This is a genomic window from Hymenobacter wooponensis, assembly GCF_004745865.1.
Taxonomy (GTDB): Bacteria; Bacteroidota; Bacteroidia; order Cytophagales; family Hymenobacteraceae; genus Hymenobacter; species Hymenobacter wooponensis.
In genome coordinates this window covers 683,371-708,155 of record NZ_SRKZ01000003.1, presented here as the reverse complement: position 1 = coordinate 708,155, position 24,785 = coordinate 683,371, and the positions used below count along the sequence as shown (strand labels likewise).

At 53.8% G+C, this 24,785-nt stretch carries 19 protein-coding genes, 3 tRNA genes and 1 pseudogene; 16 read left to right on the top strand and 7 right to left on the bottom strand.

Annotation, left to right across the window (positions count from 1 at the left end; all coding sequences use genetic code 11):
- Positions 1-56: 56 nt before the first annotated feature.
- Positions 57-1,355 (top strand): sensor histidine kinase, encoded by a 1,299-nt coding sequence (locus EU557_RS13215; protein ID WP_135530905.1) that lies wholly within the window; start codon positions 57-59, stop codon positions 1,353-1,355.
- A 131-nt stretch (positions 1,356-1,486) separates the two neighbouring features.
- On the opposite strand, the gene EU557_RS13210 is transcribed toward EU557_RS13215, so the two are convergent.
- From EU557_RS13210 to EU557_RS13195, 4 genes are all read right to left on the bottom strand, one after another.
- Positions 1,487-2,962, bottom strand: a complete 1,476-nt coding sequence (locus tag EU557_RS13210) for a toxin-antitoxin system YwqK family antitoxin (protein ID WP_135530904.1) — start codon at positions 2,960-2,962, stop codon at positions 1,487-1,489.
- A 168-nt stretch (positions 2,963-3,130) separates the two neighbouring features.
- Positions 3,131-4,312, bottom strand: a complete 1,182-nt coding sequence (locus tag EU557_RS13205) for an acetyl-CoA C-acyltransferase (RefSeq protein WP_210116038.1) — start codon at positions 4,310-4,312, stop codon at positions 3,131-3,133.
- Positions 4,313-4,524: 212 nt separating this feature from the next.
- Entirely contained in the window at positions 4,525-5,517 is a 993-nt protein-coding gene (locus EU557_RS13200; protein ID WP_135530903.1) for a tetratricopeptide repeat protein, read from the bottom strand.
- Positions 5,514-6,491 (bottom strand): VWA domain-containing protein, encoded by a 978-nt coding sequence (locus EU557_RS13195; protein ID WP_135530902.1) that lies wholly within the window; start codon positions 6,489-6,491, stop codon positions 5,514-5,516. Before EU557_RS13195 ends, EU557_RS13200 begins: the two co-directional genes overlap by 4 nt.
- 192 nt (positions 6,492-6,683) lie before the next feature.
- Here EU557_RS13195 and EU557_RS13190 point away from each other — a divergent pair.
- From EU557_RS13190 to EU557_RS13165, 6 genes are all read left to right on the top strand, one after another.
- A tRNA-Ser gene (locus EU557_RS13190) sits at positions 6,684-6,771 on the top strand.
- A 73-nt stretch (positions 6,772-6,844) separates the two neighbouring features.
- Positions 6,845-6,918: transfer RNA gene (locus EU557_RS13185), tRNA-Pro, on the top strand.
- A gap of 49 nt (positions 6,919-6,967) precedes the next feature.
- A tRNA-Arg gene (locus EU557_RS13180) sits at positions 6,968-7,041 on the top strand.
- A 102-nt stretch (positions 7,042-7,143) separates the two neighbouring features.
- Positions 7,144-7,437: a hypothetical protein gene (locus EU557_RS13175; RefSeq protein WP_135530901.1), complete on the top strand. Its 294-nt coding sequence runs from the start codon at positions 7,144-7,146 to the stop codon at positions 7,435-7,437.
- A gap of 244 nt (positions 7,438-7,681) precedes the next feature.
- Positions 7,682-8,263, top strand: coding sequence for a protein-tyrosine phosphatase family protein (locus EU557_RS13170; protein ID WP_135530900.1), 582 nt, complete (start codon positions 7,682-7,684; stop codon positions 8,261-8,263).
- 145 nt (positions 8,264-8,408) lie between these two features.
- Entirely contained in the window at positions 8,409-9,452 is a 1,044-nt protein-coding gene (locus tag EU557_RS13165; RefSeq protein ID WP_135530899.1) for a hypothetical protein, read from the top strand.
- A 142-nt stretch (positions 9,453-9,594) separates the two neighbouring features.
- On the opposite strand, the gene EU557_RS13160 is transcribed toward EU557_RS13165, so the two are convergent.
- The 3 genes and pseudogenes from EU557_RS13160 to EU557_RS26055 form a co-directional block, all read right to left on the bottom strand.
- Positions 9,595-9,858 (bottom strand): hypothetical protein, encoded by a 264-nt coding sequence (locus EU557_RS13160; protein WP_135530898.1) that lies wholly within the window; start codon positions 9,856-9,858, stop codon positions 9,595-9,597.
- Positions 9,859-9,883: 25 nt separating this feature from the next.
- Positions 9,884-10,051 (bottom strand): DUF4113 domain-containing protein, encoded by a 168-nt coding sequence (locus tag EU557_RS26060; protein ID WP_342588244.1) that lies wholly within the window; start codon positions 10,049-10,051, stop codon positions 9,884-9,886.
- A gap of 57 nt (positions 10,052-10,108) precedes the next feature.
- Positions 10,109-10,408, bottom strand: a pseudogene (locus EU557_RS26055) (DinB/UmuC family translesion DNA polymerase); the annotation flags it as partial.
- 196 nt (positions 10,409-10,604) lie between these two features.
- On the opposite strand from EU557_RS26055, the gene EU557_RS13150 reads away from it, so the two are divergent.
- The 9 genes from EU557_RS13150 to EU557_RS13110 all read left to right on the top strand — a co-directional run bounded on the left by EU557_RS13150 (position 10,605) and on the right by EU557_RS13110 (position 24,539).
- On the top strand, positions 10,605-13,823 hold the full coding sequence (locus EU557_RS13150) for a T9SS type A sorting domain-containing protein (RefSeq protein ID WP_135530896.1): 3,219 nt from the start codon (positions 10,605-10,607) through the stop codon (positions 13,821-13,823).
- Positions 13,824-14,005: 182 nt separating this feature from the next.
- Complete coding sequence (locus EU557_RS13145) at positions 14,006-14,830, top strand: DNA/RNA non-specific endonuclease (RefSeq protein ID WP_245326260.1); 825 nt, start codon at positions 14,006-14,008, stop codon at positions 14,828-14,830.
- A gap of 21 nt (positions 14,831-14,851) precedes the next feature.
- Positions 14,852-15,088: a hypothetical protein gene (locus EU557_RS13140; protein ID WP_135530894.1), complete on the top strand. Its 237-nt coding sequence runs from the start codon at positions 14,852-14,854 to the stop codon at positions 15,086-15,088.
- Between the two features lie 24 nt (positions 15,089-15,112).
- Positions 15,113-16,558 carry a hypothetical protein gene (locus EU557_RS13135; RefSeq protein WP_135530893.1) on the top strand — a complete coding sequence of 482 codons (1,446 nt, stop codon included), beginning with the start codon at positions 15,113-15,115 and terminating at the stop codon, positions 16,556-16,558.
- A gap of 522 nt (positions 16,559-17,080) precedes the next feature.
- Positions 17,081-17,647, top strand: coding sequence for a hypothetical protein (locus EU557_RS13130; RefSeq protein ID WP_135530892.1), 567 nt, complete (start codon positions 17,081-17,083; stop codon positions 17,645-17,647).
- Positions 17,648-18,186: 539 nt separating this feature from the next.
- A complete protein-coding gene (locus EU557_RS13125; RefSeq protein WP_245326259.1) occupies positions 18,187-18,999 on the top strand; it encodes a polysaccharide deacetylase family protein in 813 nt (270 codons plus the stop codon).
- Positions 19,000-19,029: 30 nt separating this feature from the next.
- A complete protein-coding gene (locus EU557_RS13120) occupies positions 19,030-20,262 on the top strand; it encodes an oligogalacturonate lyase family protein (protein ID WP_135530891.1) in 1,233 nt (410 codons plus the stop codon).
- 202 nt (positions 20,263-20,464) lie between these two features.
- On the top strand, positions 20,465-21,622 hold the full coding sequence (locus EU557_RS13115) for a glycoside hydrolase family 88/105 protein (RefSeq protein WP_135530890.1): 1,158 nt from the start codon (positions 20,465-20,467) through the stop codon (positions 21,620-21,622).
- A 46-nt stretch (positions 21,623-21,668) separates the two neighbouring features.
- A complete protein-coding gene (locus tag EU557_RS13110) occupies positions 21,669-24,539 on the top strand; it encodes a glycosyl hydrolase (protein WP_135530889.1) in 2,871 nt (956 codons plus the stop codon).
- Positions 24,540-24,785: the final 246 nt, after the last annotated feature.

Here is a 24,785-nt window from a genome sequence, read left to right as displayed (position 1 = left end):
CTTCTATCAGATGAGCATGACGTTCCCGTTAATACCCTTGCGCTTATCTTCCCCGCATGACCCTACGCGTACAATTTCTGCTGTTCGTAATTCTGATCCATGCCGTCCTGATTGTGCTAGCAGCCCAGGTGATGCGGACGAATGCGCCGCTTTTTGTAGGCCTGGAGGTGCTGCTTGGTGTGAGCATTTACCTGACCATCCGGCTTTATAAAGGATTTGTGCGGCCTTTTCAACTGATAGCAGCAGGCACGGAGGCTATTCGGACCAAGGATTTTTCGATGAAGTTTGTGCCTGTGGGCCAGCGCGAGATGGATCAGCTCATTGACGTGTACAACCACATGATTGATGAGCTGCGCAAGGAGCGCGTAACCCAGCACGAGAAAAGCTACCTGCTCGAAAGCCTGATTCAGGCCTCGCCCGCGGGCGTGCTCTTGCTCACCTTCGATGGGCGCATTGAGGGAGTAAACCCGGCCGCTGAGCACATGCTAGGCCTGTCCATGAAACAACTGCTAGGGGAGAGGCCCGACCAGCTGCCCGGCGACTGGGGGCCGGCGCTGTCAGACCTGTCGGAGCAGGAGCCACAGGTGGTACAACTCTCCGGTATTCAGACGTACCGCGCGCATTGCTCCCGGTTTGTAGACCGTGGCTTCACGCGGCAGTTTATCGTGCTGGAAGAATTAACCCAGGACCTTATTCGGCAGGAGAAACAGGCCTACGGCAAACTGATTCGGATGATGTCGCACGAAATCAACAACTCCATCGGTGCTATCAACTCCATCCTGCAGAGCTTCCACTATTACGCCCCTCAGCTCCAGGCCTCCGACCAGCCCGATTTCACGGAGGCGCTGGATGTGTCCATCAATCGCAATACACACCTGGCCAATTTCATTGCCAACTTCGCCACCCTGGTGCGCCTGCCGTTGCCCCAGCGCCAGCTGACCGATGTGCACGAGCTTCTGCGCACCACTGAACGTCTGCTGCACGTGCAGGTAGAGCGCCGCCAGATTTGCTGGCACTGGGAGCTGGCCCCAGAGGCGCTTATGATCGATCTGGACCCGCTGCAGCTGGAGCAGGCGCTACTGAACATCTGCAAAAACGCCCTGGAAGCCATTGGCGAAAACGGCAACGTATGGGTGCGAACTACCCAACAACCGGCTCAGATCGTCATCGAGAACGACGGGCCCGGTATCCCGGCTGATGTACAGCGCCGCCTGTTTACGCCTTTCTTCAGCACCAAGCGCGATGGGCAGGGCATCGGGCTCACCCTCATCCGCGACATCCTGCTCCAACACGAGTTTCAATTTGGCCTTGAAACCCAGCGAAATGGCCGCACCGCCTTCACTATTCAGTTTTAAGACAGGTACTTCAAGTCATAGCAAACGAATCCGCTCTGAGATAAGCTCGTCTTTCTAATGACGAGGTTATCTCAGAGCGGATTTGTTTACTGTACGATAACTAGTAGACAGGCTTCGGCCACCTAAGAGGCTTACTTCCGTTTCACGGGAGCTGCTGGCTTCTTAACCGCGGGCTTGGCGGCCCCAGGTCTAGCAGCTGGGGCGGCGCCCTCCGCTACCTGTTGCCCGTTGCGGAAATTCTTCTTCTCCTTCACGGTGGTGCCATCGGCCTCAAAGTAGCTCCAAACGCCACTTTCTTTGCCGTTGCGGAAAAGGCCTAAAACTTCTGCTGTGCCATCCTCACGCACTTGGCGGTACGGGCCCATCTTCAGCCCCTTTACGTAGGTAGTTTCTGATTTCAGCTTGCCCGACGGATAAAACTCCTGGCCTAGGCCAGTGGCACGTCCGTTTTCATAAACCAGCTTACTCTGAATAGTGCCCGTGGGATAGTAGGTGAGCTGTTCCCCTGTGAGTTTCCCATACACGTAAGTTTCCTGTTTCTGCACCTGCTTACCTCCCGGATGGAACACGCGCCAAACCCCTGAGGGCTGGTTGTTCTTGTACACTTGCTCCTCGTGCGGGAAGCCGTCCTCGAAGAACGTTGTGACCTTCCGGTCGCGGCCCTGGTTAGCGTAGTCGATCTTCCGCTCTACCTTCCCCGACTCGTAGTAGTCCTGCTGAGTGCCTACCAGTACGCCCTGCCGGTACGTCTGCATGCTCTTGATGGCGCCATTTTCGTAGTACGACTTGGCTGGTCCATCGAGATTGCTGGTGCCACCGGCTAAGCTTTTAGCCTGAGCGGTCAGGTCGTCGGCCAAGGGGTTTTTCACGGCTCGGCCAGCTAACGTGGCCGGCACGTAGGTGCCTTCCGTGCGCAGCTTGCCGGAGCGGTAGTAGCTGCGGTAGCTTCCGCGCCCCGATTTGTCGGCCTGCACGTCGGTTTCTATCTGGCCGTTATCGTAATACGTTTTGTACGGACCTGCTAACAGACCACGGTTGTAGGTGCCTTCGCTTTGTAGCTGGCCATTCTCGAAATAGGTCTTGGCAGAGCCATTGGCTTGCCCGTTCTGGTAGGTGATTTCCGCCTTGGTTTTACCCGATGGGTACAGCTCCCGCACGGCACCGGCGGGCTGCCCACCCAGCAGGGTAGTTTCCAGCTTTACTTCGCCACTGGGGTGGTAAAAACGCAGTTGCCCGGTGGGCTGGTCGTTCTCGTAAGTGCCTTCCTGAGCTACTTTGCCGCTTTCATAATAGGTCTTGAAAGGACCTTGACGCACGCCTTCCTGATAGGTAACCTCAATGCGGCGGCCACCATTTGGGTGAAACTCTACGTAAGCCGAGTCGCGTTTGCCGGCGGTGTAACGGGTTTGAGCCTCTAATTTGCCCGAGCGGTAAAACCGCTTGTATGGACCTTCCATCACCGTATCGCTGGCAACTATTGCCGAGTAGACTTCGTGCTTGCGGGTGTTTGTAGAGTCGTAATAGGTAGTGAAGCGCCGAAGTTTCTGGGCTTCAGCCGTTGTAATGGCTAACAACCCCAGGGGCAGCAACAAAAAAAATCGTTTCATAGCCGCAAGAACGAAATATTGCTCTAGAATAGTGCAAAGCGGAAGCGCCTGCACGGCGCCCCGCTAGCAACCTTCGTGCCTATAGGCCAAAAGTAAAAGCCCCGCCGCAGGTGCAGCAGGGCTTTTAGTATAGGTAAGTCGGGGTTACGACTTAAGAAGCAGAGTGACTTACAGCTTTTCAACCACGATGCTCGAAGCACCGCCGCCGCCATTGCAAATACCGGTTACCCCGATTTTGCCGCCTTCGTTGTTCAGCACGTTGAGCAGCGTCGTTACGATGCGTGCGCCAGAAGCCCCCAGGGGGTGGCCTAGACTAACAGCACCGCCGTACACGTTCACTTTCGTGCCTTCCAGATTCAGCAGCTTGTTGTTAGCCAACGATACCACCGAGAAGGCCTCGTTGATTTCGTAGAAGTCTACGTCTTTTGCCTCTAGGCCAGCGTGCTTCAGCGCCTTCGGAATAGCCAGGGAAGGGGTGGTAGTGAACCACTCGGGAGCTTGCTCGGCGTCTGCAAAGCCCCGGATGCGGGCTATCGGCTTTACGCCTAGCTCTTCGGCCTTTTCGCGGCTCATCAATAGCACGGCGGCAGCGCCGTCGTTGAGGGTAGAAGCATTAGCGGCCGTTACCGAGCCTTCCTTCGTGAAGGCCGGCTTGAGGCCAGCAAACTTTGTGAAGTCGGCTTTGGTGTACTCCTCGTCGTCTTCCACCACGGTGCTCTTGCCGCGCACAGTAATGGTAACGGGAATGATTTCGTCCTTCTTCTTGCCGGCTTTAGCGGCCTGAGCGCTCCGCTCGTACGACTGCTGTGCGAAGGCGTCCTGCTCCTCACGAGTAATGCCGTAATGGGCGGCAGTAGCGTCGGCAGCGTTGCCCATGGCGTAATCGTGGTAGGGGTCCCACAGGCCGTCCTTCATCAGGCCATCAATCATTTGGCCGTGGCCGTACTTGGCGCCAAAGCGAGCCTTGTCGAGGTAGTACGGCACGTTCGACATGCTCTCCATGCCGCCCGCCAGAATCACATCCGACTGGCCTAGCATGATGGCCTGGGAGGCGAACATGATAGCTTTCGTGCCCGAAGCACACACTTTATTAACGGTGGTGCACTCTACGGTATCAGGCAGTCCGGCTTTCTTGGCCGCTTGGCGGGCAGGCGCCTGGCCTAGGTTGGCCGAGATAACGTTGCCCATGATTACCTGCTCAACTTCGCTGGGGTCAACCCCGGCTTTCTCCAAGGCACCTTTCAAGGCGATGGCGCCCAGATCAGTTGCAGAAAGCGACGACAGGCTGCCGCCGAAAGAGCCGATGGGCGTACGCACCGCGGCAACAATTACCACTTCTTTGATTTGCATATAGAATGAGTGGGGTGGGTTAGGTGGATTTGTGGCCTAAAGGTAGAACTTAGAATTGAGAGGTTAGAGTGAGCTGGCCACGCCTGCTCTCAAGTCTTTCCTGGCCCGCTAGGCAATACAAGTAAACCGGCTTTCCAGTTTAAAAAGCCATCTGACAAACAGCCAAGTGTTTGCTCCTGTCCTAGGCTCTTCGGATAGGCCTAGGATCCTAATTACCAGCCTGGTTTGGTTTTGTCGACGGGGCGAGTGCTCTTGCGCGGTAGCTGCTGCAGGTATTGCTGCTCCGCGGCGTGCATGGCCTCCAGCAGCTGCCGGGCTTGGCCAGCGCTTAAGTTCATCTGCTGCAGGCGGGCGCGCTGAGTCTGGAGCTGGGCCTCATCCAGGGCTGCCTGCTCGGTACCGCCGCGGGAGCTGGTGCCCCCCGGTGCTTCGGGTCCCGTTTCTTCGTCGCTGAGGCCCCGGACCGAGCCTGGCTGCTTGCCGCGCGCTACTTCTCGTTGCTCCCCGCGGCCGGGCGTAAACCCATTGGGAGCAGAGCTACCCGCGTTGCTGGAAGGCTGATCAGGAGCCGGCTTCCCCTGCGCATTCGGCTGCGATTGAGGCGCATTGCGTGGGTCCTGCGGTTGTGTAGGGTCATTGAGTTGCCCCTGCTGGTCAGCGCCGGGCTTAGGTCGGGGCTGGCGCTCCGGGTTCTGCGGGTCAGGCGTGCGATGCTGCTCTACATCGGGGCTGCCATCGGTGCTGGGCGGCGGCATCTGCGGGTCAGTCGCCCGACGCGCCAAATAGTCGCGCAGCACCTCATAATTGAACCGCGCATCTTTGTTACTAGGGTTTGCCATGAGGGCCTGCCGAAGTAAGGCAATAGCCTGGGCATAGTCACCTTTCTGCGTGGCCAGAATGGCCAGCTGCTGCAGCGCAACGCTCCGAATGGCGGGAGTAGAGCTGGTAAGCAAGTGCCCGTAGTAGCCCCGCGCTTCAGCGCCACGGCCAATGCGGGCGGTGGCGTGGGCCAGGTTCAGCCACACCTCATCTTCCTGACTGCCCAAATTCACAGCCGCTTCTTTATAAGCCTGCGCCGCAAGGGCATACTCTTTCTGGGCGTAGGCCTGTTCTCCGCGTTTAATGGCGGCGTTCCGGTCATGAATACGTGAGAGCCCACCCCAGGAACTGAGCAGCAGTACACCACCTAGCAACAGGGTTCTCATGGGCGAATCACTTTCACGGTTACCAATACATCCAACACCATCAGCAGCAAAGCTACAACCAACGGATAACGGTAACGGTTGTCAGCTACTGATACCGTCCGGACCTGTTCGGCCTGTCCTTCCACGCGGTTGAGGGCATTTACCAATAAGGGAAACTCATTGCGCCGATCAGTAAGTTCGAAATACTGCCCGCCGGTTTGCTCCGCTAGGCGGCGCAGGGGGGTAGGGGCTAACCGACTAATAGCTTCCCGGCCCCGGGCATCGCGCACGTATCGCCCGCCGGCCTGCGGAATGCGGCTGCCTTCCGTGGTGCCCACTCCCATAGTAAACACGCGGGCTCCGGAGCGGGCCAGCACCCGTACCGTGGGCTCCAAATTCCCGCCGAAGTCCTCCCCATCCGTAACTAGTACTACAGCGGTAGCCCGAGGCAGGCTGCCCGCCGCGGGGGTAGTGCTGCCTAGTCTGGTAAGCACGAGCTCCAGCGGCGGCACCAAGTCAGTGCTGCCGGCCGGTACTAAGGAAGTCTGCAGGGTACTCAGGAAAAGCTGCAGGGCTGCCTGGTCGTACGTCAGTGGACATTGCACAAAGGCTTCCCCCGCAAAAATGATCAGCCCCAAACGGTCGGCCTGAAACCTATTAACCAAGTTGGCTAGCTCGGCTTTCGTTTTTTGCAGGCGAGTAGGGGAGACGTCGGGTGCATCCATGGAGCGGGAAAGGTCCACGAGCAGCCACACGTCCTTGCCCGCCGTCCGCACCGGCTTTTGGGTTAATCCGTAGGCCGGCCCCAACAATGCTACCAGCAGCAGCCCAAAATACAGCAGCCGCAGCACCAGCTTCCAGCTCAGCGGCCATCCCCTCTGGCCTAGTGGAGCACCCAAACGGCGGGTGCGCAAGCCGTAGCCGATGTAAAAAAATAAAAAAATTACCGCGGCTAATATCTCCGGCCACCCCAGTGTGTAGGCCCAGTTTAGCATAGCGGTAAGTGGTTACGAATCATAGGAAAAGCGAGAAAATTGCCCCTGGCAACCCGACAAATATACGGGCCTGGGCCTAAGGCTAGGCAGCAGGAGTGGAGGCGCCAAGGAAGATATTTTTTCTGAAAAGGGTTTATTTTTCCATTCTAGGTGTATATTTGCACACCTTTTAGACGGAAAGGGTTTCCCACTGGAGAGGTGGGTGAGTGGCTTAAACCAGTAGTTTGCTAAACTGCCGTAGCTCTAAAGGTTACCGGGGGTTCGAATCCCCCCCTCTCCACTTTGCATGTTGAATTTTGATTGGTGAATCCTGAGTTCATTCAATTTCACTTCTCAGAATTCAACATTTTTTTCGGGGTGTAGCGTAGCCCGGTATCGCGCCTGCTTTGGGAGCAGGAGGCCGCAGGTTCGAATCCTGCCACCCCGACACACTGATAGCCGTCAGCCCACCAGAGGGCGGGCGGCTATTTGTTTTTGACCCCGTAGCTCAGCTGGATAGAGCATCTGCCTTCTAAGCAGACGGTCATTGGTTCGAATCCAATCGGGGCCACGGTGATAATCAGCCACTTAGCTTACCTGCTGGGTGGCTTTTTTGTTGTTAGTTCATACTACGGTTCATACAACCGAAGAATAACTCGTCAGAAAGTCAGCTATGGCAAACCCTATTGAAGTAAACGCTAACAAAGTATTAGTGGCGCTATTCGAGAATAATCCGAACGAGAACTTAGCATTCGATGGTAAAGATCTTGTTGGCTTTACCTCACTGGATGCAAAGGATATTAATAATGCTGTAGACTATCTAGACAGCCAAGGGTATCTTGAAAGGCTCAACTATTTAGGCACCGCCCCCTTCCGTTTTGGGCACGTAAGCTTGAATACACAAGGCAAACATTTTTATTACATATGGACAGCAAAAAGCCAGCCCCTCCCAGGAAAAGCAAAGTAGCCTCAGCAAAAGGGCGATCTTCTAAAAAGGGCGCTATGAGGATATTTATAAGCCATAGCAATAAGGATGTAGAGATTGCTAAAGAAGTAATCCAGCTATTGCGCATAGCCCTCAACCTAAAGACAGAAGACATAAGGTGCACCAGTGTAGATGGGTACCGACTGCCTCTAGGAGCTTTAACTGATGATCAATTGAAGGCCGCTTTGATTGTGAAGTTTTGATAGGGTTGATCTCTGACGAGAGTATGAACTCGCATTATGTGCTCTTTGAACTTGGGGCGAGATGGGGTGCAAAAAAGCCATTATTCCCTCTGATAACTGATAACAAAGGCGTTTCTATACTTAAAGGACCCTTACAAGGAATTAACGCACTGGTTGCGCATGAGGAAGGACAGCTTTTCCAATTTGTAGCTGATATTGGAAAAGAATTGGGAATTGTTCCGGAAGGACCCAACTCCTATCACGGTCAGATGAAGCAGTTTATAAAGTCGCTTGCAAACACTGGAGCAAATGAAAAACCGGTGAAAGCGCAGAGTAGCCAGCCTCAAAAAGAAAGTAACTCGGAGGAGTATTCGGGGGCGAATGAGCAAATAAAGGAGCACTGCAAGCAGGAATGGCCGGATGATTTCCACATGCGCGCCCATTGTATTGCAGAACAAAGCAAAGCTCTCCTTATACTACAGCAAGGAAGGCCTTCTGACATTGAGGAAGATGATTTTGTAACGATAAGAAAGAAAGCTGCACGAGACTGGCCTAGCGATTTTCACATGCGAGCACACCAAGAGAAGGAACAGTTTGAAGCACTTCGCAGACTAAAGGACCTTTAATACTATCTTTCTCAGAGGAGAACAAAGCCCTGGTAGATTGTCTGCCAGGGCTTTGTTCTCCTCTGAGAGTTGTTACGCTTCCTTAAGTCTTTGTTATCTTGAATGCAGTTTTTAGGGGCAGCTCAGCTATCTTGAGTTAAATGCTATGATCAAAAATTTTCCTACACCTGAAGACTTCGGTAAACTGGCTCAAGACTGCTTAAATCAAGCATTTGACGTTATTTTCGATACTGATAAGCACGTATACGAATTCTATGAAGAGGCCTTACAAAGTGAGGTGTGGGAATATTCACAGGGTAAACTTAATACTGCTGTGGTACTTATTCATCAAGCTATAGAGGCATTTATGAAGGCCAGCATCTGCCTTACAAGTCCATTGCTACTGCTTGAAGGAAAGAGAACGGAATGGCCAGTGATGCCTAAGCAAAAGGATAAGGATTTCAATGATTTCTATACGACGCCATCAGAGTCACTGTTATATACCTATGTAGCGACTTTGTCTAGAAAGATTGATGAGGCTCTTGTGAATCACATTGATGAGATACGCAGGCTTCGCAATCAGATCGTGCATGGAATACCGAAGAAGAAGCTTGAGCCTAAATATCTTATACTGAAAGTACTAGAAACCCATCTGTTTTTCAGATCCAAAGACTCTTGGTGGGACAGTCAAATTGAATCTCATTTCAACCACCCTTTGGCTCAGTATTATGATGCCACTTTTGAGTTTGCCAGATTTGCAGAGCGTCTAGACTATGTCGAGGCACAAATAGGCAAGTCTAAGTTAGCCGCAAATTTTACCTTCAATATAAAAGGCAGACGTTATTTATGTCCCGTTTGTAAAGGGTGGTATGAGGCCGAGGCAGGTGATGAGTACACACATCGCTGGGCTTTCCTCAAGGCTAGTAGGAAAGTTTCTACTATAGTTCAATGCTTGAACTGTGCTAATGAAACAGAGATAGTTAGACAGAATTGTCCGTATGAAGATTGCAAGGGCACTGTTTTACTTAACACAGATGAAAGCGAATGCTGTTTAACTTGTGGTAGAGAAATATATTGGCCTGAAGGTTACAAAGAAGCTCCCCAAGTAGCAGGTTCACCTTATGATCCTAGCATCGGTCATGTTCAGTTTGATTATCTGACAAGTCCTAATAGCCTTATAAAGGGTAACGTTGACAATTTGAATGAATAGCCAAGTTATGCCAGGCGCTTTTTAGCTCACAATTGATTAGTAAGTTATAGAATAGGTATGCACACGCTACATAAACCCTCTCTATTGACAGTATTTAATTAGGGCTTCGGCTTTATGCAGCTAGTGAAGAGTCCGGCGTATGCTATTCCTTATCAGCAAATCCAAGCGTATACCGGACACCATACAGCACGAGCCCTCTGCCTACTCGCTGCTCTTCTTCGGGGTGCTCAATTAAATAGCGATCAACGATGTATTTAACGGCTTGAGAGGGTCCCAGTACTTGCCAAGCAGAACGGGTGATCGAAATGTAGGCAGGGTGAGCATTACTCGCGTTGCGTTGAAATTCAAAAACGAGGGGGTTGGGTGTTGCATCCTGCAAATAGGTGCCCAGTAGCGGTCGAGACAAAGGCAGTAATTTTATAGAGGAATAGTTATGCGCGTTTCTGTAAGAGGTCATCCCAATTAGTAGTATAAGCTGGGCTCTGCCACTGCCGCTGGCCCGTGTAAGAAGCAGGCTGGCGACCTACGGTAGCCTGCACGGTAGCAAAGCGCACTGTACCCGAGACGTAGCGCTCATTAAGTCTATCCAAGTCGGCCATGAGTTTTGCCCGGCGTTCTGCTTGCTCATTAGGCTCGAATAGTAGTAGCTGTTGCTGGCCTGCTACCTCAAGGCCATCAAACAGCACCCCAGCCTTCTTGTAGACAGGATCCGGCTGCCAGAGTCGCTTCAGGACCGCACGGGCATAGCGCAGTAATTCGCTTGTGTCGCTGGTAGCTATCGGCAAGGTGATGGTGGCCGAGTAGTTATGCGGAGGTGGGGCTAAGCCATAGCGATTCTTGCTCACAAACACGGGCAGCATACTCACCGCAGAGCCTTGCCGCCGTAGCTTCTCCGCTGCCCGTGAGGTAAAGGCTCCTACGGCACCCAGCACGTCGTGGAACTCAGACAACGGAGCCCCAAGGTGCCTTCTTCAATCGGGGCCAGAGCATGGCATAAGATGCCCTGTATTTCTCGTGCCAGCCTCGAATAGTGCAAACTATAGAGAAGAATAGGTAATCCAACGATTGATTAGCTAGTATTGTATAAATTCTGCCGGTTCACTGATTATACTGGCCGACAAACCACCTCTTCATCTGTCTATTATTCTCTGGATGACTTTTCGCTACTCTTCGCTTTTGGCCTGTTGCCGTTGTTACCTTCGTTGCACTCGGTTTAAGCGAACCCTGTTTCTATATATCACATTTCTGCTGTTCGCGCTACCAAAATCCATTCAGGCACAAACGTGGCAACAAGCGTTGAATGGTAACAGTTACCAGCCCAACGACAATGTTACAAGCTATGATCCGGATAACCCCAGCAGTTCATGGGCGTGCAAAACCGCAGTCGACGCCCGAGGTAACGTTTTTGTAACTGGCAAATTCAGAGGAACGATCACCTTCGGTAATACGCGCCTGTCTGATGGCGGCTACTGGATGGCTCGATATGCCGAGGATGTATTCGTTGCCAAATGGGATGTAGCTGCTCAAAAATGGGCTTGGGCTGTTAGCGGCGGCGGTTATGATGGGACGGATGATGATATCGTGAACGGGATTGCCGTAAGTGGCAACAACGTTTATATAACAGGGTCTTTCCCATCAGGGAGCAAGCCACGTTACGCCGGCACAACCCTAATTGGCGCAGGCAATAAAGATATATTCCTTGCGAAGTACATTGATAATGGGACTAGTGTAAGCAATGGCTGGGCCATCAGCCAAGGGGGGCCTCTGAATGATGAAGGTACTGGGGTAGCAGCGAACGGGGACAATGTGTACGTTACTGGCTTTTTTTATACGGATCCTACTAACAATGTGCCTAGCATCTCCATTGCAGGTACGACGCTGACAAATGGAGGCACTAATCATTTTATTAGAGACGTATTTGTCGCTAAATATACCGATGCCGGCCAAAGTGTGAGAAATGGCTGGGCTACTAGCGGCGCAGGGGTCATCGGCTACGGGCAAACTGCTGGTATCGCAGTAAATGGTAACAATATCTATGTGGCTGGCTCGTGTGTTAATAACTTCCGTATAGCTGGCACTTTACTGAATTTACCACTAGCTCAGAGCAACAACCTCTTTATCGCCAAGTACATTGACATGGGGGCTAGTGTCAGCAACGGGTGGGCGATTGCGGAAGGCGGTCTGGGAAACGATGTCGGACACGACATAGCTGTGAGCGGTGCTAATATATATGTCACGGGAGGCTTTGATAAAGAAATCAGCATAGCGGGTACCTGGCTTTCCCCCAGCGGGTTGGATGACATGTTCTTGGCCAAATATATCGATGAAGGTCCCAACATACGTGCCGGATGGGCTACCAGTGGGGGGGGGTATAGTAGCGACGTAGGCTTTGCTGTTGCCGCTAATCAGGGCAATGTGTACGTGACGGGTCTATTTGATGGTCGCCAAAATGCGCGGTTTGCTGGCACGCTTCTGACTGGGCATAACAACCCTGGTTTGTACGTAGCGAAGTACATTGATAATGGTATGAGTTTTAGCAACGGCTGGGCTGCTAATGGAGGGGGTACTCATGTTTCTTCTACAAATCCTTTTGGCTCTTTTTTTCATTTTCCCGATGTAGGCTCGGGGATCGGTGTAAGCCAAGGGAAGGTATATGTGGTGGGAGGAACAGGCTCGGGTGTGGCCAACTATGGCACAACCCCTGAACTTCTAGCGCCACGTAATTCGGCTATGCTTGGGTGCTTGGATACTGGAACTGGTTCTTGGCGACAGGTTGAGGGGCCTTTTCAAGGGGGGACCTCCACTGCCTATAGTACCACAGCTGATAATAGTGGCAACGTTTATATTACAGGCTCCTTTCGGGGCACGGTAGGCTTTGGCACTTTCCGTTTAACCAGTGCGGGTGGATCCGATATGTTCTTGGCAAAATGGCATGCCCCAACTGCTACATGGGTGTGGGCCACCAGAGCAGGTGGTCCAACCAATGATAATGGATATAAGGTAGTACGCGAGCAGGATAACGTATATGTCACTGGTCGCTTCACTACCCACGCTAGCATTGCCGGCGCGTTGCTGCAAGCCGTAGATAGCACAGATGTATTCCTTGCGAAGTACATTGATAATGGGACTACTATAAGTAGTGGCTGGGCCATCAGCGAAGGGAGCCGCGGCAACGATGCAGGCCAAGGCCTCGCCGTCAGCGGTAGCAACGTGTATGTAACGGGATATTTTGCTAGTGGTAGCAACGCCAACTTTGCTGGACAAGCTCTCACCGGAGCAGGTAAACAAGATATGTTTGTAGCGAAGTACATCGACACTGGTTTAAGTGTCCAAAAGGGCTGGGCTATCAGCGGCGGTGGTACTCGTAATGATAGCAGTCACGCCGTGGCAGTGAGCGGCGCTAACCTATACATAACAGGTGAGTTTACTAGTAGTACTAATGCCCTTATATCAGGCACCAAGCTCAACGGAACGGGTAGTACGGACATGTTCCTTGCTAAATACATCGATGAAGGGGCCAGCGTACGAACGGGCTGGGCGACCAGTGGAGGAGGGTCCGGGAACGACCATGGGTATGATTTAGCTGTAAACGGTCAGACTATTTATGTTACGGGGGAAGTTACTGCTATGAGTAATGTACTTGTGGGAGGCACCTTGCTGCCACAAGCTTTTGGTTCGGCGTCCCGTCCTGACATGTTCATAGCCAAATATGTCGACCAAGGCAGCACAGCGGGGAATAGTTGGGCTACAAATGGAGTTTTTAGCGCCGCTGATGGCGGCAAAAGTGTCGTCGTTTCCGGGCGTAATGTGTATGTAGCGGGCTACACAGATGATGCAAATTATAACACCGCTTACCCTGTAATTGCAGGCACTAGCTTTTTTGAAAAGAATGGCATGTTCGTAGCTAAGTACGTGGATGAGGGAAATAGCTTTCGCAACGGGTGGGCCGCCAACGGAGGTGGTGCAGGGGCAATTAGCTATGGCTTAGCGGTGCAAGGGAACAATGTATTTGTAGCTGGATGCGTAGAGGATGAAGCCCACTTTCGTACTGCCAACCAAGGCTTACACGCTCTAAATAACACAAGCGGCCGTATTAATTTCCTTGGCCATATTACTGATGCTACTGTCTTAGCAACGCGTCAATCAGTAATAACGGCCAAACTGCAAGTGTTTCCCAATCCGACTCACTCGTCAGCTACCTTACAAGGTGCGTCCGCTGGTGCGGCCGTTCAGGTGGTTGATATCCTTGGCAGAGTTATCGCACGTACGACGGCTGACTCTTTTGGCACCGCACATTTACCTTCCAGCCTACCAGCCGGCGTATATACAGTGCGTGCCGCAGACCATGCAGTTCGTTTAGTAGTAGAATAATTTATACTTCAGGCACTGATCAAAGTCTTATTATTCCACTAGGCATGAGTAGGCACGCTTGAACCGGATAGGATGAATATATACAGCTTAATTACTTAATGGAAGGTCCTTTCTTTCGATATAAAAGTCTCATTTGGGAAAAGTAAATGCCCCTACTGCCTACTTCTCGTTATCTACTAATCTTGCTTGCTCTGGCGACTAGTTGCGGCACTGATACAGGCGACGAGCCTGCTCCCGCCTCCGTTCTGCCTGAAAGCCAGCACCTGACGCTGGGCAATCCCAGTGGAGCCCTGACGGACGTAAATCAGCCAATGAATTACCTGCTCATGAAGCCTCAGTATGCCTTGTCCTATCATCGGGACCGGGGCACGCCCAATTGGGTGAGCTGGCACTTAGAAGCGGCCGATTTAGGCTCCGCTAGCCGACAGGATAACTTCGCACCCGACAACACTCTGCCTACTGGCTGGTATCAAGTGCAGGCTACCAGCTATCCAGGCTCTGGATTTGACCGAGGCCATAACTGTCCCAGCACCGACCGCACAGCCACGGTGGCCGACAACTCGGCTACCTTCCTTATGACCAATATGATTCCGCAGGCCCCGAACAACAACCAGCGGACATGGGCCAACTTGGAGAACTATACCCGAACTCTGGTCAGCGCCACGCAGGAAGTGTATGTCATTATGGGCAGCTACGGCAAGGGTGGCACTGGCTCAAACGGGGCGGCTACCACCATTGACCAGGGCCGGGTAACAGTGCCAGCCCGTATCTGGAAGGTATTAGTTGTATTACCTGTGGGCGACAACGATGCTAGCCGATTCACAAGTGCCACCCGAGTCATTGCGGTTGATACGCCCAATGAGAATACGGTTAGCTCCACCTTGGGCCATTACCGGACTACTGTGGATGCTATTGAGGCGGCCACCGGCTTAGACCTGCTCTCAGCTGTTCCTACCTCTGTGCAGGCTAGTGTAGAGGCTAAAGTGGATACTGGGCCTACTCAGTAAAAGCCGTGTCTGCTTCTCACTATGCTTTCCGATCCTTTCTCAAAGCAGGTTATTCTCATCTGGGAGGAAGGCACGTACCTAGCTACTCGGTATGAAGAAGAGGATACGGTAGGCCTGTACCACATGGATAGCTTTTTTGTCGAGCTGTACTATGACCACGTAAGTAATCGAATAGTGGAGCGCACCCGAACGTTTACTAGTCTAGCTTTTCTTGAAGACTACACCCCGTACATTCAACTGAAGAAGTTAACCGGGTAAATTCTAGTGGCGTGTCATTCGCGTATGCAAAAGCTCACCGTTCTCCTGTTCCTACTGTTACTAGGAAGCACTTCTTCTTTGCTTGCTCAGCAGGTTGACTATACTTTCTCTGCTGCCAAACCCATTACCCTGGACATGGTGCATGCGTATCTGGACCGCTCAGCCATTGTCACAGATATCAATGAATTATACCCAGGGAGCTGTTATGCTCAGGAGTGCCCTGAGCAGGTGTTAAAGATGCATGCTGAACGCACAAGCCTGCTGAAGTTTGTAGAACATGCAAAGCCGAAGGTTATTGCTGGCGTTGGATGCTGGGACGTAAGCCAATATTTGATGGGCAACGACTGCCGGAACTGGCACATGAAAATATGCCAGGAATTTGCGGCGACAATTCATGCTAAAGAGGGTTGCGAAGATATAATTCTTGGTGCGAGCTTGGATGAGGTGATTTCATCTAATATCAAGCCTAGCGGAACACATATTAGTATACCGGCAGGACTACTAGCTGAGTTTAACAGATATAACCAACAGTTATTTGATGGTAATCCAGCTTTCCCAAATCTGGCGTATCCTACAAAAGATGATGAGGAGTACCCATTACTCTTTAACAGTGCTGATATCATGATGACTACGTCCAATAAACTGGTAGACATCAACAAGGATATGGCGCAGTTGTGGTACTTCTTTTTAGCCAAGAACTACATTGAGGCAGGATATGAGATGCTCCGGTTCGGACAGGTCGATTTAACAGGGAAAAACGATTCGAACCACAGCAAAACATACAGGCTAACCAGAATTATTCGGGAGTATGCCAAGACGCATGCTCGCAGAAGCCATGTGCTCTTTAACGGAGGACGTGTGTACTATCAAGATTCCATCTGTGTCTTTGACGTCGTTTCGGCTCCCCTCAGAATTCAGTCGGAGGGCTATGTTCCCCAAAAGGGCGGAGATACGACGGCTCATGACTACGGGGGGCGCATCTGCGAAAGCGCCCCGGACTATACAGCCCGCTATGGCGGAAGGACAGCATACTTTGGCAGTACGGCTCAGGTGCCTATATTCTTTGAGTTTGATAATACAGGACCTCAACCCTGGGCAACGACGGCCAGCTCTTCGATTGCCCCGCAACAGAATATACTCGACGCATGCTTTCCGTGGGGGTGGGACGAAATCACGTGGTTTACCAAGCAGTCAACCCCATACCAAAATCGATGGCTCAACTACGCGTATCATAAAGTTAAGGAGCTAGCGAATGGGCATTTAGCGATGCCGTTGAGAAGGCCAATTACAGAGCACGATCCGGCTTCTTCACTTCCGTTGGAACAGCGGCCGATTCTGCAAAGTTTGGTCACTAGTTACGGCGCATTCAACGTGACGGTGCCGACCTTTGATTTCACCTGCAAAACTTCCTCCAGTAGACATCATAATCTAGAGATATACGACACCATCGTCCAGCTTTGGAGTGAATAGTATTTGCCTCTTATATGGCCTAACAGCACTTCATACATTACCTTTTTTCCAATGCTTAGGCCTGGTTCCAGGTAGTAGCCCCCGTGGTTGCAGCGATTCAATCCCGCGCAACGGTCCGAGCTGTGATACACAACACTGCTCTTACTCATGCAGACGTATACTGCGGATTGTGGTGTGGTAGCCTCAATAGCGTGAATACGGACCGGGGACTATGGTTGTTAATATAGCATTGCCTAATGCAGTTAGCAGGCCAAAGGAAATAAGTGGCTTTTTTATCATGGGATATGAATATGAATGCCCAGCAATAGGGTAGACTTATCCAGACTTTACAACTTAAATAAATACTATCGCAAAGTCTTGCCTCGTAGAAACTCTATTGCTGTATTTCGTGCGTATCCCAATGGTACCGGTTTCTCTGATTTTACTATGCTTAGTATAACAGATGGAGAGTTAGACCGTAGAAAACAGACTATCATCAACACGTAGGCCTCTTCCCTTTACTTCCCTACTCAGTAGACCGCTATGGCAAAACAAGCTCCCGCCACGAAAGCCGACAAGCTCAATAGTCTTTATAAGGAGTGCGGACTTATCAAGGAAGATGTGTTTCAGCACCAACATTACACCATCCTCACCCGGTCCGGCATTGAGAAGGTGCAAGCCCACTACGGAATTCAGGTTAGCTATAAAGCCTTGAAGCTTGAACCCAAGTATGCGGTTATCAAGGCGGTGGCGAAGATGGACGAGGCCACGGTAGAAACGTATGGGAGTGCAGTTCCTGAGAATTGTAAAAACAGCTATTTCGCGGAGACAGCAGAAAAACGAGCGCTCAGCCGGGCGGTGTTGAAACTCACAGGGCTCTATCAGCACGGCTTCTTTGGAGAGGAAGAATCAGAGCAGTTGACTGCGGAAGCAAAAGCTGCCCCACAACAACCTGTAGAAGCCGATTTGCTTAAGGACGCGCTTAATCGCTTGCGTGGTGGTGATGCACCCGGTGCCGTCTGGAAAGCCTACCCAGATCTTCATGGGAATGAAGATTTCAAGGCTGAAGTAAAGGCTGAATCAGAACGTCGTAAAGCAGCTGCGGTCTAGGGCAAGTAAGTAGTCGAGCGTTAGACCGGTCTACTAGGGGATTGAGCTGGTTCCTTAGTATGCTAATGGCTACACTTTCCTTCTCTGAAACTACTAGGCCTGATTAGAGTGATGTGGTCTTTTGCAGCCTACTACATAGCCAGGCCTATTTGCGGAGGTCTATCACGACTGCTGGCGTAGGTAAATGAATATTCAGAACGGAGCTAGGGCAAACTTAGCCTTGCTGGTAAAATAGCATTAACTGTCGCCAGCTTCCAGCTGCTCTACATTCTTGAAGTATACCTAAATATGAAAGCCTTGGCCATTTGTGGTGGCCAGGGCTTTTTTTATTGTTTAGCAGACAGTTAAAAATTGCTAATAGCTGGTTACAAGCCGTTTCTTATATGCGTCAGGCGGTAGCTAACGGCTATTGTATCGCACTGGCGTATAGGCCTAGCTGAACGCAGCCAAAAAGTACGTGCACCGCACAGTACAGGAGAGTTAGCCGGGTAGGTCCTGCTTCCTTGGGGTACCATCCGTACTAAGTAGCTCCCACTGCCGTGATATGTAGCCGCACTTTCAGGCGTTGCACAGTAGCCCTCTGGCTGGGGGCGACTGGCCTAGCCGTGCCAGATGCGGAAGCGCAGGTGCTACGTAGGCCACTCCCAGATAAACTGGTGGTGCTCACCTTCGATGATGCAGTAGTAAGCCACGCTACCTACGTGGCACCGTTGCTCAGAAAGTATGGCTTCGGAGCCACCTTTTTTGTGTGTGAATTCCGGGAGCCGGCTTTTGTCGATAAAACCAAATACATGAGCTGGGCCCAGATCCGGCAGCTGCACCGCAGGGGCTTCGAGATAGGTAACCACACGCTCACGCATAAGCACGTGAACCGCATGAGCCGGGAGCAGCTCACCGCCGAGCTGGACTCAGTGGAAACGCGCTGCCAGGCTTACCACATTCCTAGGCCAGTCACGTTCGCCTATCCCGGCTACGATACGGCCCCCACGGCTACGACCTTGTTGCCCGCCCGCGGCTACCAACTGGCCCGCGCCGGGGGCAGCCGTGCCTATGACCCCACCACCGATCATCCGCTGCTCATACCCAGCTTCAGCACGTCGGGCACCAATAAGCAGCAGGTGCTGGATGCCCTGCAGCAGGCCCGCGAAGGGCGCATAGTGGTACTCACAGTGCACGGCGTACCTGACCTGGCCCACGATTGGGTAACTACGCCGCCCGCGCTTTTTGAGGAGTACCTGCGCTACCTGCACGAGCAGCACTATAAGGTCATTGCCCTGCGCGATATAGCCCGCTACGTGAACGTAGCCGAAGCCCAGCGTACCATTCAGCCCCGCTACGAAAACCTGAAATAACCCTTCCGACCTACCTTCCTTGTCCCGCCCATGAAAACATCCTTCATCTTCGCTGTGCTCAGCGGTTGTCAGTTGCTCTCCGGCACTGGCCTAGCCCAGGCGCAAACCAAGCTGGTTACTGGTTCCCAAACTCCTATGCCGGCCTCTGAGTGGATTGACCAGGACACGGGACACCGGGTGGTGCGTCTGACACCCATGGACGGCAACAACAACAGCTTTTACTTCCACAACCGGCCTTTCCTGGCGGCCTCGGGCGGCAACGGCGAGCGGATGGTATTCTATCATTCCGATGCGCAGGGCAAGCAGTTGCGCACTATTGACCTGAAAACCCGGCAGGTAGTGCCGCTCACGCGCTACTTCAAGCAGGTGGGAGGGGAGATTGTGGCGCCCAAGCGGCGCGAGGTATTCTACCAGACCGGCGACTCAGTGTACGCTACTCATGTAGACACCCGCAAAACCCGGCTGGTGTACGTGTTCCCACAGGACTTTCGGGCCAGCATCACTACGCTTAACGCCGACGAAACCCAACTGGGTGGGGCCTGGTCCTCCGACGCCGAAAAGGAAATCTCTCGCCAGTACCCCGAGAAGAAGGATTACTTCCGGCGCATCTATGACTCCAAGCTACCGCGTACGCTTTTCACCGTGAGTGCCCAAGGTGGCAAGCTCACCAAGCTCTTCACCGATACGGCCTGGCTGAACCACGTACAGTTTTCGCCTACTGACCCCAACCTGCTCATGTTCTGCCATGAGGGGCCCTGGGAACTGGTAGACCGTATCTGGACCATCGACACCAAGAGCAAAAAGGTGACAAAAGTCCATCAGCGCACCATGGACCGCGAAATCTTCGGGCACGAGTGGTTTGCACCCGACGGCAAAACCATCTGGTTTGACCACCAGCTGCCCCGCGGGGCCACGTTCTTCGTGACGGGCACCGACCTGAAAAGCGGCAAGGAAAAAAAGTGCGAGCTGAGCCGCGACGAGTGGTCGGTGCACTACACGATTTCGCCCGACCAGAAGGTATTTGCCGGCGACGGTGGCTACCCCAGTTCGGTAGCCCACTCGCCCAACGGCCAATGGATTTACCTATTCCGCCCGGATGGCGATAAATTTCAGGCTGAGAAGCTGGTGAACCTAGCTAAGCACAACTACCACCTGGAGCCCAACGTGCACTTCTCGCCCGATGGCAAATGGCTTATTTTCCGGGCCAATTTCGAGGGCGAAAACCAGGTGTACGCCGTGGAAATAGCAAAGGCGGCTTCTTAGCAGCAGTGAAACGCTAAAAACGGAACGTCATGTCGAGCTTGTCGAGACATCTCGCTCGAATCGTTGGTCTAGCACACCAACATCAGCACGCGAGATACCTCGACTACGCTCGGGATGACGGGCTAGAAATACATGCTATATGTTTCGGCTTCGCTCCACTTGACGAACCGGCAATAACAACGAAGCTCCCAATCCTGCCCTTATGCTCAAACCCATCCTGACTGCCGGCCTGCTAGCCCTGTTGACCCTGCCAACCCACGCTCAGCAGCTGCCCAAGAAGAAGGCTATCCTCAAAACGATGACCCGCGCCAACGACTACTTCATGAAGAAGTGGCCGGATACGGGCAAGGAAATCGTGACGAACAAGGCCCGCCCCAGCAACATCTGGACGCGCGCCGTGTACTACGAGGGCCTGATGGCGCTCTACGGCGTAGATAAGCAGCAACGCTACTACGACTACGCCGTGGACTGGGGCCAGAAGCACAAGTGGGGCCTGAACCGCGGCGTTGAAACCCGCAATGCCGACAACCAGTGCGCCGGCCAAACCTACCTGGCCCTCTACGAAATTGACCCGCAGCCCGAGCGCATGCGCGACATCAAGGCCAGCATTGACCTGATGGTGAACAGCCCCCAGGTAGATGATTGGTGGTGGATTGATGCCCTGCAGATGGCCATGCCCATCTACGCCAAGTTGGGCGCCATGACCCAGGATACGGCCTACTACGGCAAGATGCACCGCATCTATACCTACTCGAAAAACCAGCACGGCGGTGAAGGGCTCTACAACCCCCAGGACCAGCTCTGGTGGCGCGACAAGGATTTCGTGCCGCCCTATAAGGAGCCCAACGGCGAAGACTGCTACTGGAGCCGAGGCAACGGCTGGGTGGTAGCCGCCATGGTGCGGGTGCTGGACATCATGCCCAAGGGTGCTCCGCACCGGGAGGAGTACGAGCAGATGTATCTGAGCATGATGAAGGACCTGCCGCCCCTGCAGCGCCCCGATGGGTACTGGAACGTGAGTCTGCACGATCCTACCCACTTCGGCGGCAAGGAGCTGACCGGCACGGCCCTGTTTACCTACGGCATGGCCTGGGGCATCAACCACGGCCTGCTGGATAAGCAGCAATACCAGCCCATCATCGCCAAAGCCTGGAACGCCATGCAGAAGGAGTGCGTGCACAAGGACGGCTTCCTGGGCTACGTGCAGGGTACCGGCAAAGAGCCCAAAGACGGGCAGCCGGTGAGCTACACCAGCAAACCCGACTTCGAGGATTACGGCCTCGGCTGCTTCCTGCTGGCCGGCACCGAGCTGGTGAAACTGCAGGATGCGCCGCCCGCCAAAACCACCGCAAAAAACTAAGTAGCCAAAGGCTAGGCCTGCTTCCTTTCACTGCTCTTTCCGCCCTATGAAAACCACCCTTGCCCTTTCCCTGCTCCTCACGGCCGCGCTAGGCCATTCTACCGCTTCGGCGCAGGCGTTGCGCTGGCCCGAAATCACTCAGCAAGCCAAGCCCTGGACGCGCTGGTGGTGGGAGGGAAGTGCCGTGAATGAGCAGGACCTGACCCGCTTGCTCACCCAGTACCAGCAGGCCGGCTTGGGCGGGGTGGAGATTACGCCCATTTACGGGGTGAAGGGCACGGAAAGTCAGTTCATTCCTTTCCTGACACCCCGTTGGATGGACATGCTCCAGCACACGCTCACCGAAGCAGGGCGCTTAGGTATTGGGGTAGATATGGCCCAGGCCTCGGGATGGCCGTTTGGGGGGCCGTGGGTGACACCGGCAGATGCCTGCAAGTACGTGGCCTACCAGACCTACACCGTAAAAGGCGGCGAGCAATTGAAAGAAGCCGTGAGCTTTACCCAGAAGCCCATTATGCGCGCCGTAGGCCAGCCCATGGATTTCAAGCAGATGGTGGAGCCGGTGGCGAAAAACCCCGATCTGCAGTTGCATGCCTTCGACCAGGTGCGCTTTGAGAAGCCGCTGCCCTTGCAAGCCCTGATGGCCTACTCTGACAAAGGCCAAACCCTAGACCTGACCAGCAAGGTAGATGCCAGTGGCAAGCTCATCTGGACGGCCCCGGCTGGCTCTTGGACGCTCTACGCCGTGTTCGAGGGCTGGCACGGCAAGCAAGTGGAGCGCGCCGGCCCCGGCGGAGAGGGCGACGTGATTGACCACTTCTCCAAAACCGCCACCCAGCACTACCTGCAGCGGTTCGACGAAGCCTTTAAGGGCCGCAACGTGCAGCCCATCCGGGCCTTCTTCAACGACTCCTACGAGGTAGACGACGCCCAGGGCGAGGCCAACTGGACCCCGCAGATGTTCGCGGAGTTTCAGAAGCGCCGCGGCTACGACCTGCGCCAGCACCTGCCGGCCCTGTTCAGTAAGGAAGCCGAGAACGAGCAGCACCAGCGCGTGCTTAGCGACTACCGCGAAACCATTTCGGAGCTGCTGCTGGAAAACTACACCCAAACCTGGAGCACCTGGGCCAAAACTCACGGCGCCCTGATTCGCAACCAGGCCCACGGTTCCCCGGCTAACATCCTGGATTTGTACGCCGTCACCGACATTCCCGAAACCGAAGGCGAGGACTTGCTACGGCTAAAATTTGCCTCCTCCGCGGCCCACGTTACAGGCAAAAAACTCGCCTCGTCGGAGTCGGCGACCTGGGAGAATGACCATTTTCTTTCCAAGCTCAGTGATGTGAAGAAGGCCATGGACCGCATGCTGCTGGGCGGCATCAACCACACCTTTTACCACGGCACCAACTACTCGCCCCAGGCGGCGGCATGGCCGGGCTGGCTGTTTTACGCGGCCGTGCACTTCAACCCCAACAACCCGTTCTGGCAGGATTTCGGGCAGCTGAACCGCTACGTGGCCCATTGCCAGAGCTTCCTGCAAGCCGGTGAGCCAGCCAACGATGTGCTGGTGTATCTGCCCATGTACGATGCCTACGCCCGGCCCGGCAAAGTGCTGCTCCAGCACTTCGACGGTATCGACCACGGCTTTAAGGGCATGCCGGTAGGTGCCACCGGCGAAACCTTGCTCAAGCGTGGCTATGGCTTCGACTTCATTTCCGACAAGCAACTCCTGCAAGTCAAGGCTACGGGCAAAACCCTGCAAACTGGCGGGGGAGTGGCCTACCAGACCATTCTGGTGCCGGCCGCTAAGCTAATACCCCTGGCTACCTGGGAGCAGCTACTGAAGCTGGCCCAAAATGGCGCAACCATTGTGTTTCAAGACCAGTTGCCCGCCGATGTGCCAGGGCTAGGCCAGTTAGCCAGCCGCCGCGCCGCATTCAAGAAGCAGCTGGCCCAGCTGAAGTTCAAGCCGAGTGGCCTAGCGGGCATTGAGCAGGCGCCGCTGGGCAAAGGCCGGGTGCTGGTGGGCAAAGACGTGGACCAGTTGCTGACCTACGCCGGCCTCAAGCGCGAAACAATGGTAGACAGTGGCCTGGAGTTCGTGCGCCGCCGGCAGGGCAACGGGTACGTGTACTTTGTAGCTAACTGGGGCGAGAAGCCCGTGGAAACCTGGGTGCCTCTGCAAACGGCCGCTAAATCGGTGGCTCTGTACAACCCCATGACCGAAATGCTCGGCCTAGGCCAGGTGCGCACGGCGGCCTCCGGTTTGCCTGAGGTGTATGTGCAGCTTGCCCCAGGCGAGTCGTGCGTGCTGGAAACCAGTGAAACTACTCGCACTGGCGCGGCCTATGCCTATCTAAAGCCGAGTGGGGCGCCTCAGCCGGTGCAGGGCACTTGGAACATTCGCTTCGTATCGGGTGGGCCGCAACTGCCCGCCCCGGTCCAGACGCCCCAACTGGGCTCCTGGACCGCGTTGAGTGGGGATGCCGTGAAGAAGTTTTCCGGCACGGCGGCCTACACTATTTTCTTCCCTAAGCCTCAAGGCGGGGGAGAGGGCTGGATGCTGAACTTGGGCCGGGTGGGTGAAAGCGCCCGCGTGCAGCTGAACGGTAAGGAACTGGGCACCCTCATCGGCCCGGTGTACCAAGTATTCATCCCCCAGGAGCAACTACAAGCCAGCAATAGCCTAACGGTGAGCGTGAGTAACAGCATGGCCAACCGCATCATCGACCTAGACCGCAACCACGTGGAGTGGAAGAAATTCTACAACATCAACATGGCCGCCAAGCTGAAGGAAAACCGCAACGAGCAGGGCCTTTTCACCGCCGAAAAGTGGCAGCCCAAGGAGTCAGGCCTGCTAGGCCCCGTCACCCTAACGCCAGTTTCCACCAGTGCCGCTGCTGCCAAAGTGCAGTAGAGGTGGTTAAAGCCGCGCCGCTGCAACGACTGGCCTAGAACGAACTAAAGAGAACGTCATGTCGAGCGGAGTCGAGACATCTCGCGTGCTGACGTTGCCATGGTAACTCACCACAACAGCACGACATCCTGATCAGGGCGAAGGATTTTCTCACGTCAGCACGATGCGCTAGGCCAGTCGTTCCTGCGTGGTAAAATCCTTCCTTCGTCAGGATGACGTGCGAAGTAATAAGCAGAGTTAGCACAC

Bases quoted from the DNA above. Each gene is read 5' to 3' on its own strand.
- EU557_RS13215 (WP_135530905.1), top strand. From the start codon at position 57: ATGACCCTACGCGTACAATTTCTGCTGTTCGTAATTCTGATCCATGCC.
- EU557_RS13210 (WP_135530904.1), bottom strand. From the start codon at position 2,962: ATGAAACGATTTTTTTTGTTGCTGCCCCTGGGGTTGTTAGCCATTACA.
- EU557_RS13205 (WP_210116038.1), bottom strand. From the start codon at position 4,312: ATGCAAATCAAAGAAGTGGTAATTGTTGCCGCGGTGCGTACGCCCATC.
- EU557_RS13200 (WP_135530903.1), bottom strand. From the start codon at position 5,517: ATGAGAACCCTGTTGCTAGGTGGTGTACTGCTGCTCAGTTCCTGGGGT.
- EU557_RS13195 (WP_135530902.1), bottom strand. From the start codon at position 6,491: ATGCTAAACTGGGCCTACACACTGGGGTGGCCGGAGATATTAGCCGCG.
- EU557_RS13175 (WP_135530901.1), top strand. From the start codon at position 7,144: ATGGCAAACCCTATTGAAGTAAACGCTAACAAAGTATTAGTGGCGCTA.
- EU557_RS13170 (WP_135530900.1), top strand. From the start codon at position 7,682: ATGAACTCGCATTATGTGCTCTTTGAACTTGGGGCGAGATGGGGTGCA.
- EU557_RS13165 (WP_135530899.1), top strand. From the start codon at position 8,409: ATGATCAAAAATTTTCCTACACCTGAAGACTTCGGTAAACTGGCTCAA.
- EU557_RS26060 (WP_342588244.1), bottom strand. From the start codon at position 10,051: ATGGCCGACTTGGATAGACTTAATGAGCGCTACGTCTCGGGTACAGTG.
- EU557_RS13150 (WP_135530896.1), top strand. From the start codon at position 10,605: ATGACTTTTCGCTACTCTTCGCTTTTGGCCTGTTGCCGTTGTTACCTT.
- EU557_RS13140 (WP_135530894.1), top strand. From the start codon at position 14,852: ATGCTTTCCGATCCTTTCTCAAAGCAGGTTATTCTCATCTGGGAGGAA.
- EU557_RS13135 (WP_135530893.1), top strand. From the start codon at position 15,113: ATGCAAAAGCTCACCGTTCTCCTGTTCCTACTGTTACTAGGAAGCACT.
- EU557_RS13130 (WP_135530892.1), top strand. From the start codon at position 17,081: ATGGCAAAACAAGCTCCCGCCACGAAAGCCGACAAGCTCAATAGTCTT.
- EU557_RS13120 (WP_135530891.1), top strand. From the start codon at position 19,030: ATGAAAACATCCTTCATCTTCGCTGTGCTCAGCGGTTGTCAGTTGCTC.
- EU557_RS13115 (WP_135530890.1), top strand. From the start codon at position 20,465: ATGCTCAAACCCATCCTGACTGCCGGCCTGCTAGCCCTGTTGACCCTG.
- EU557_RS13110 (WP_135530889.1), top strand. From the start codon at position 21,669: ATGAAAACCACCCTTGCCCTTTCCCTGCTCCTCACGGCCGCGCTAGGC.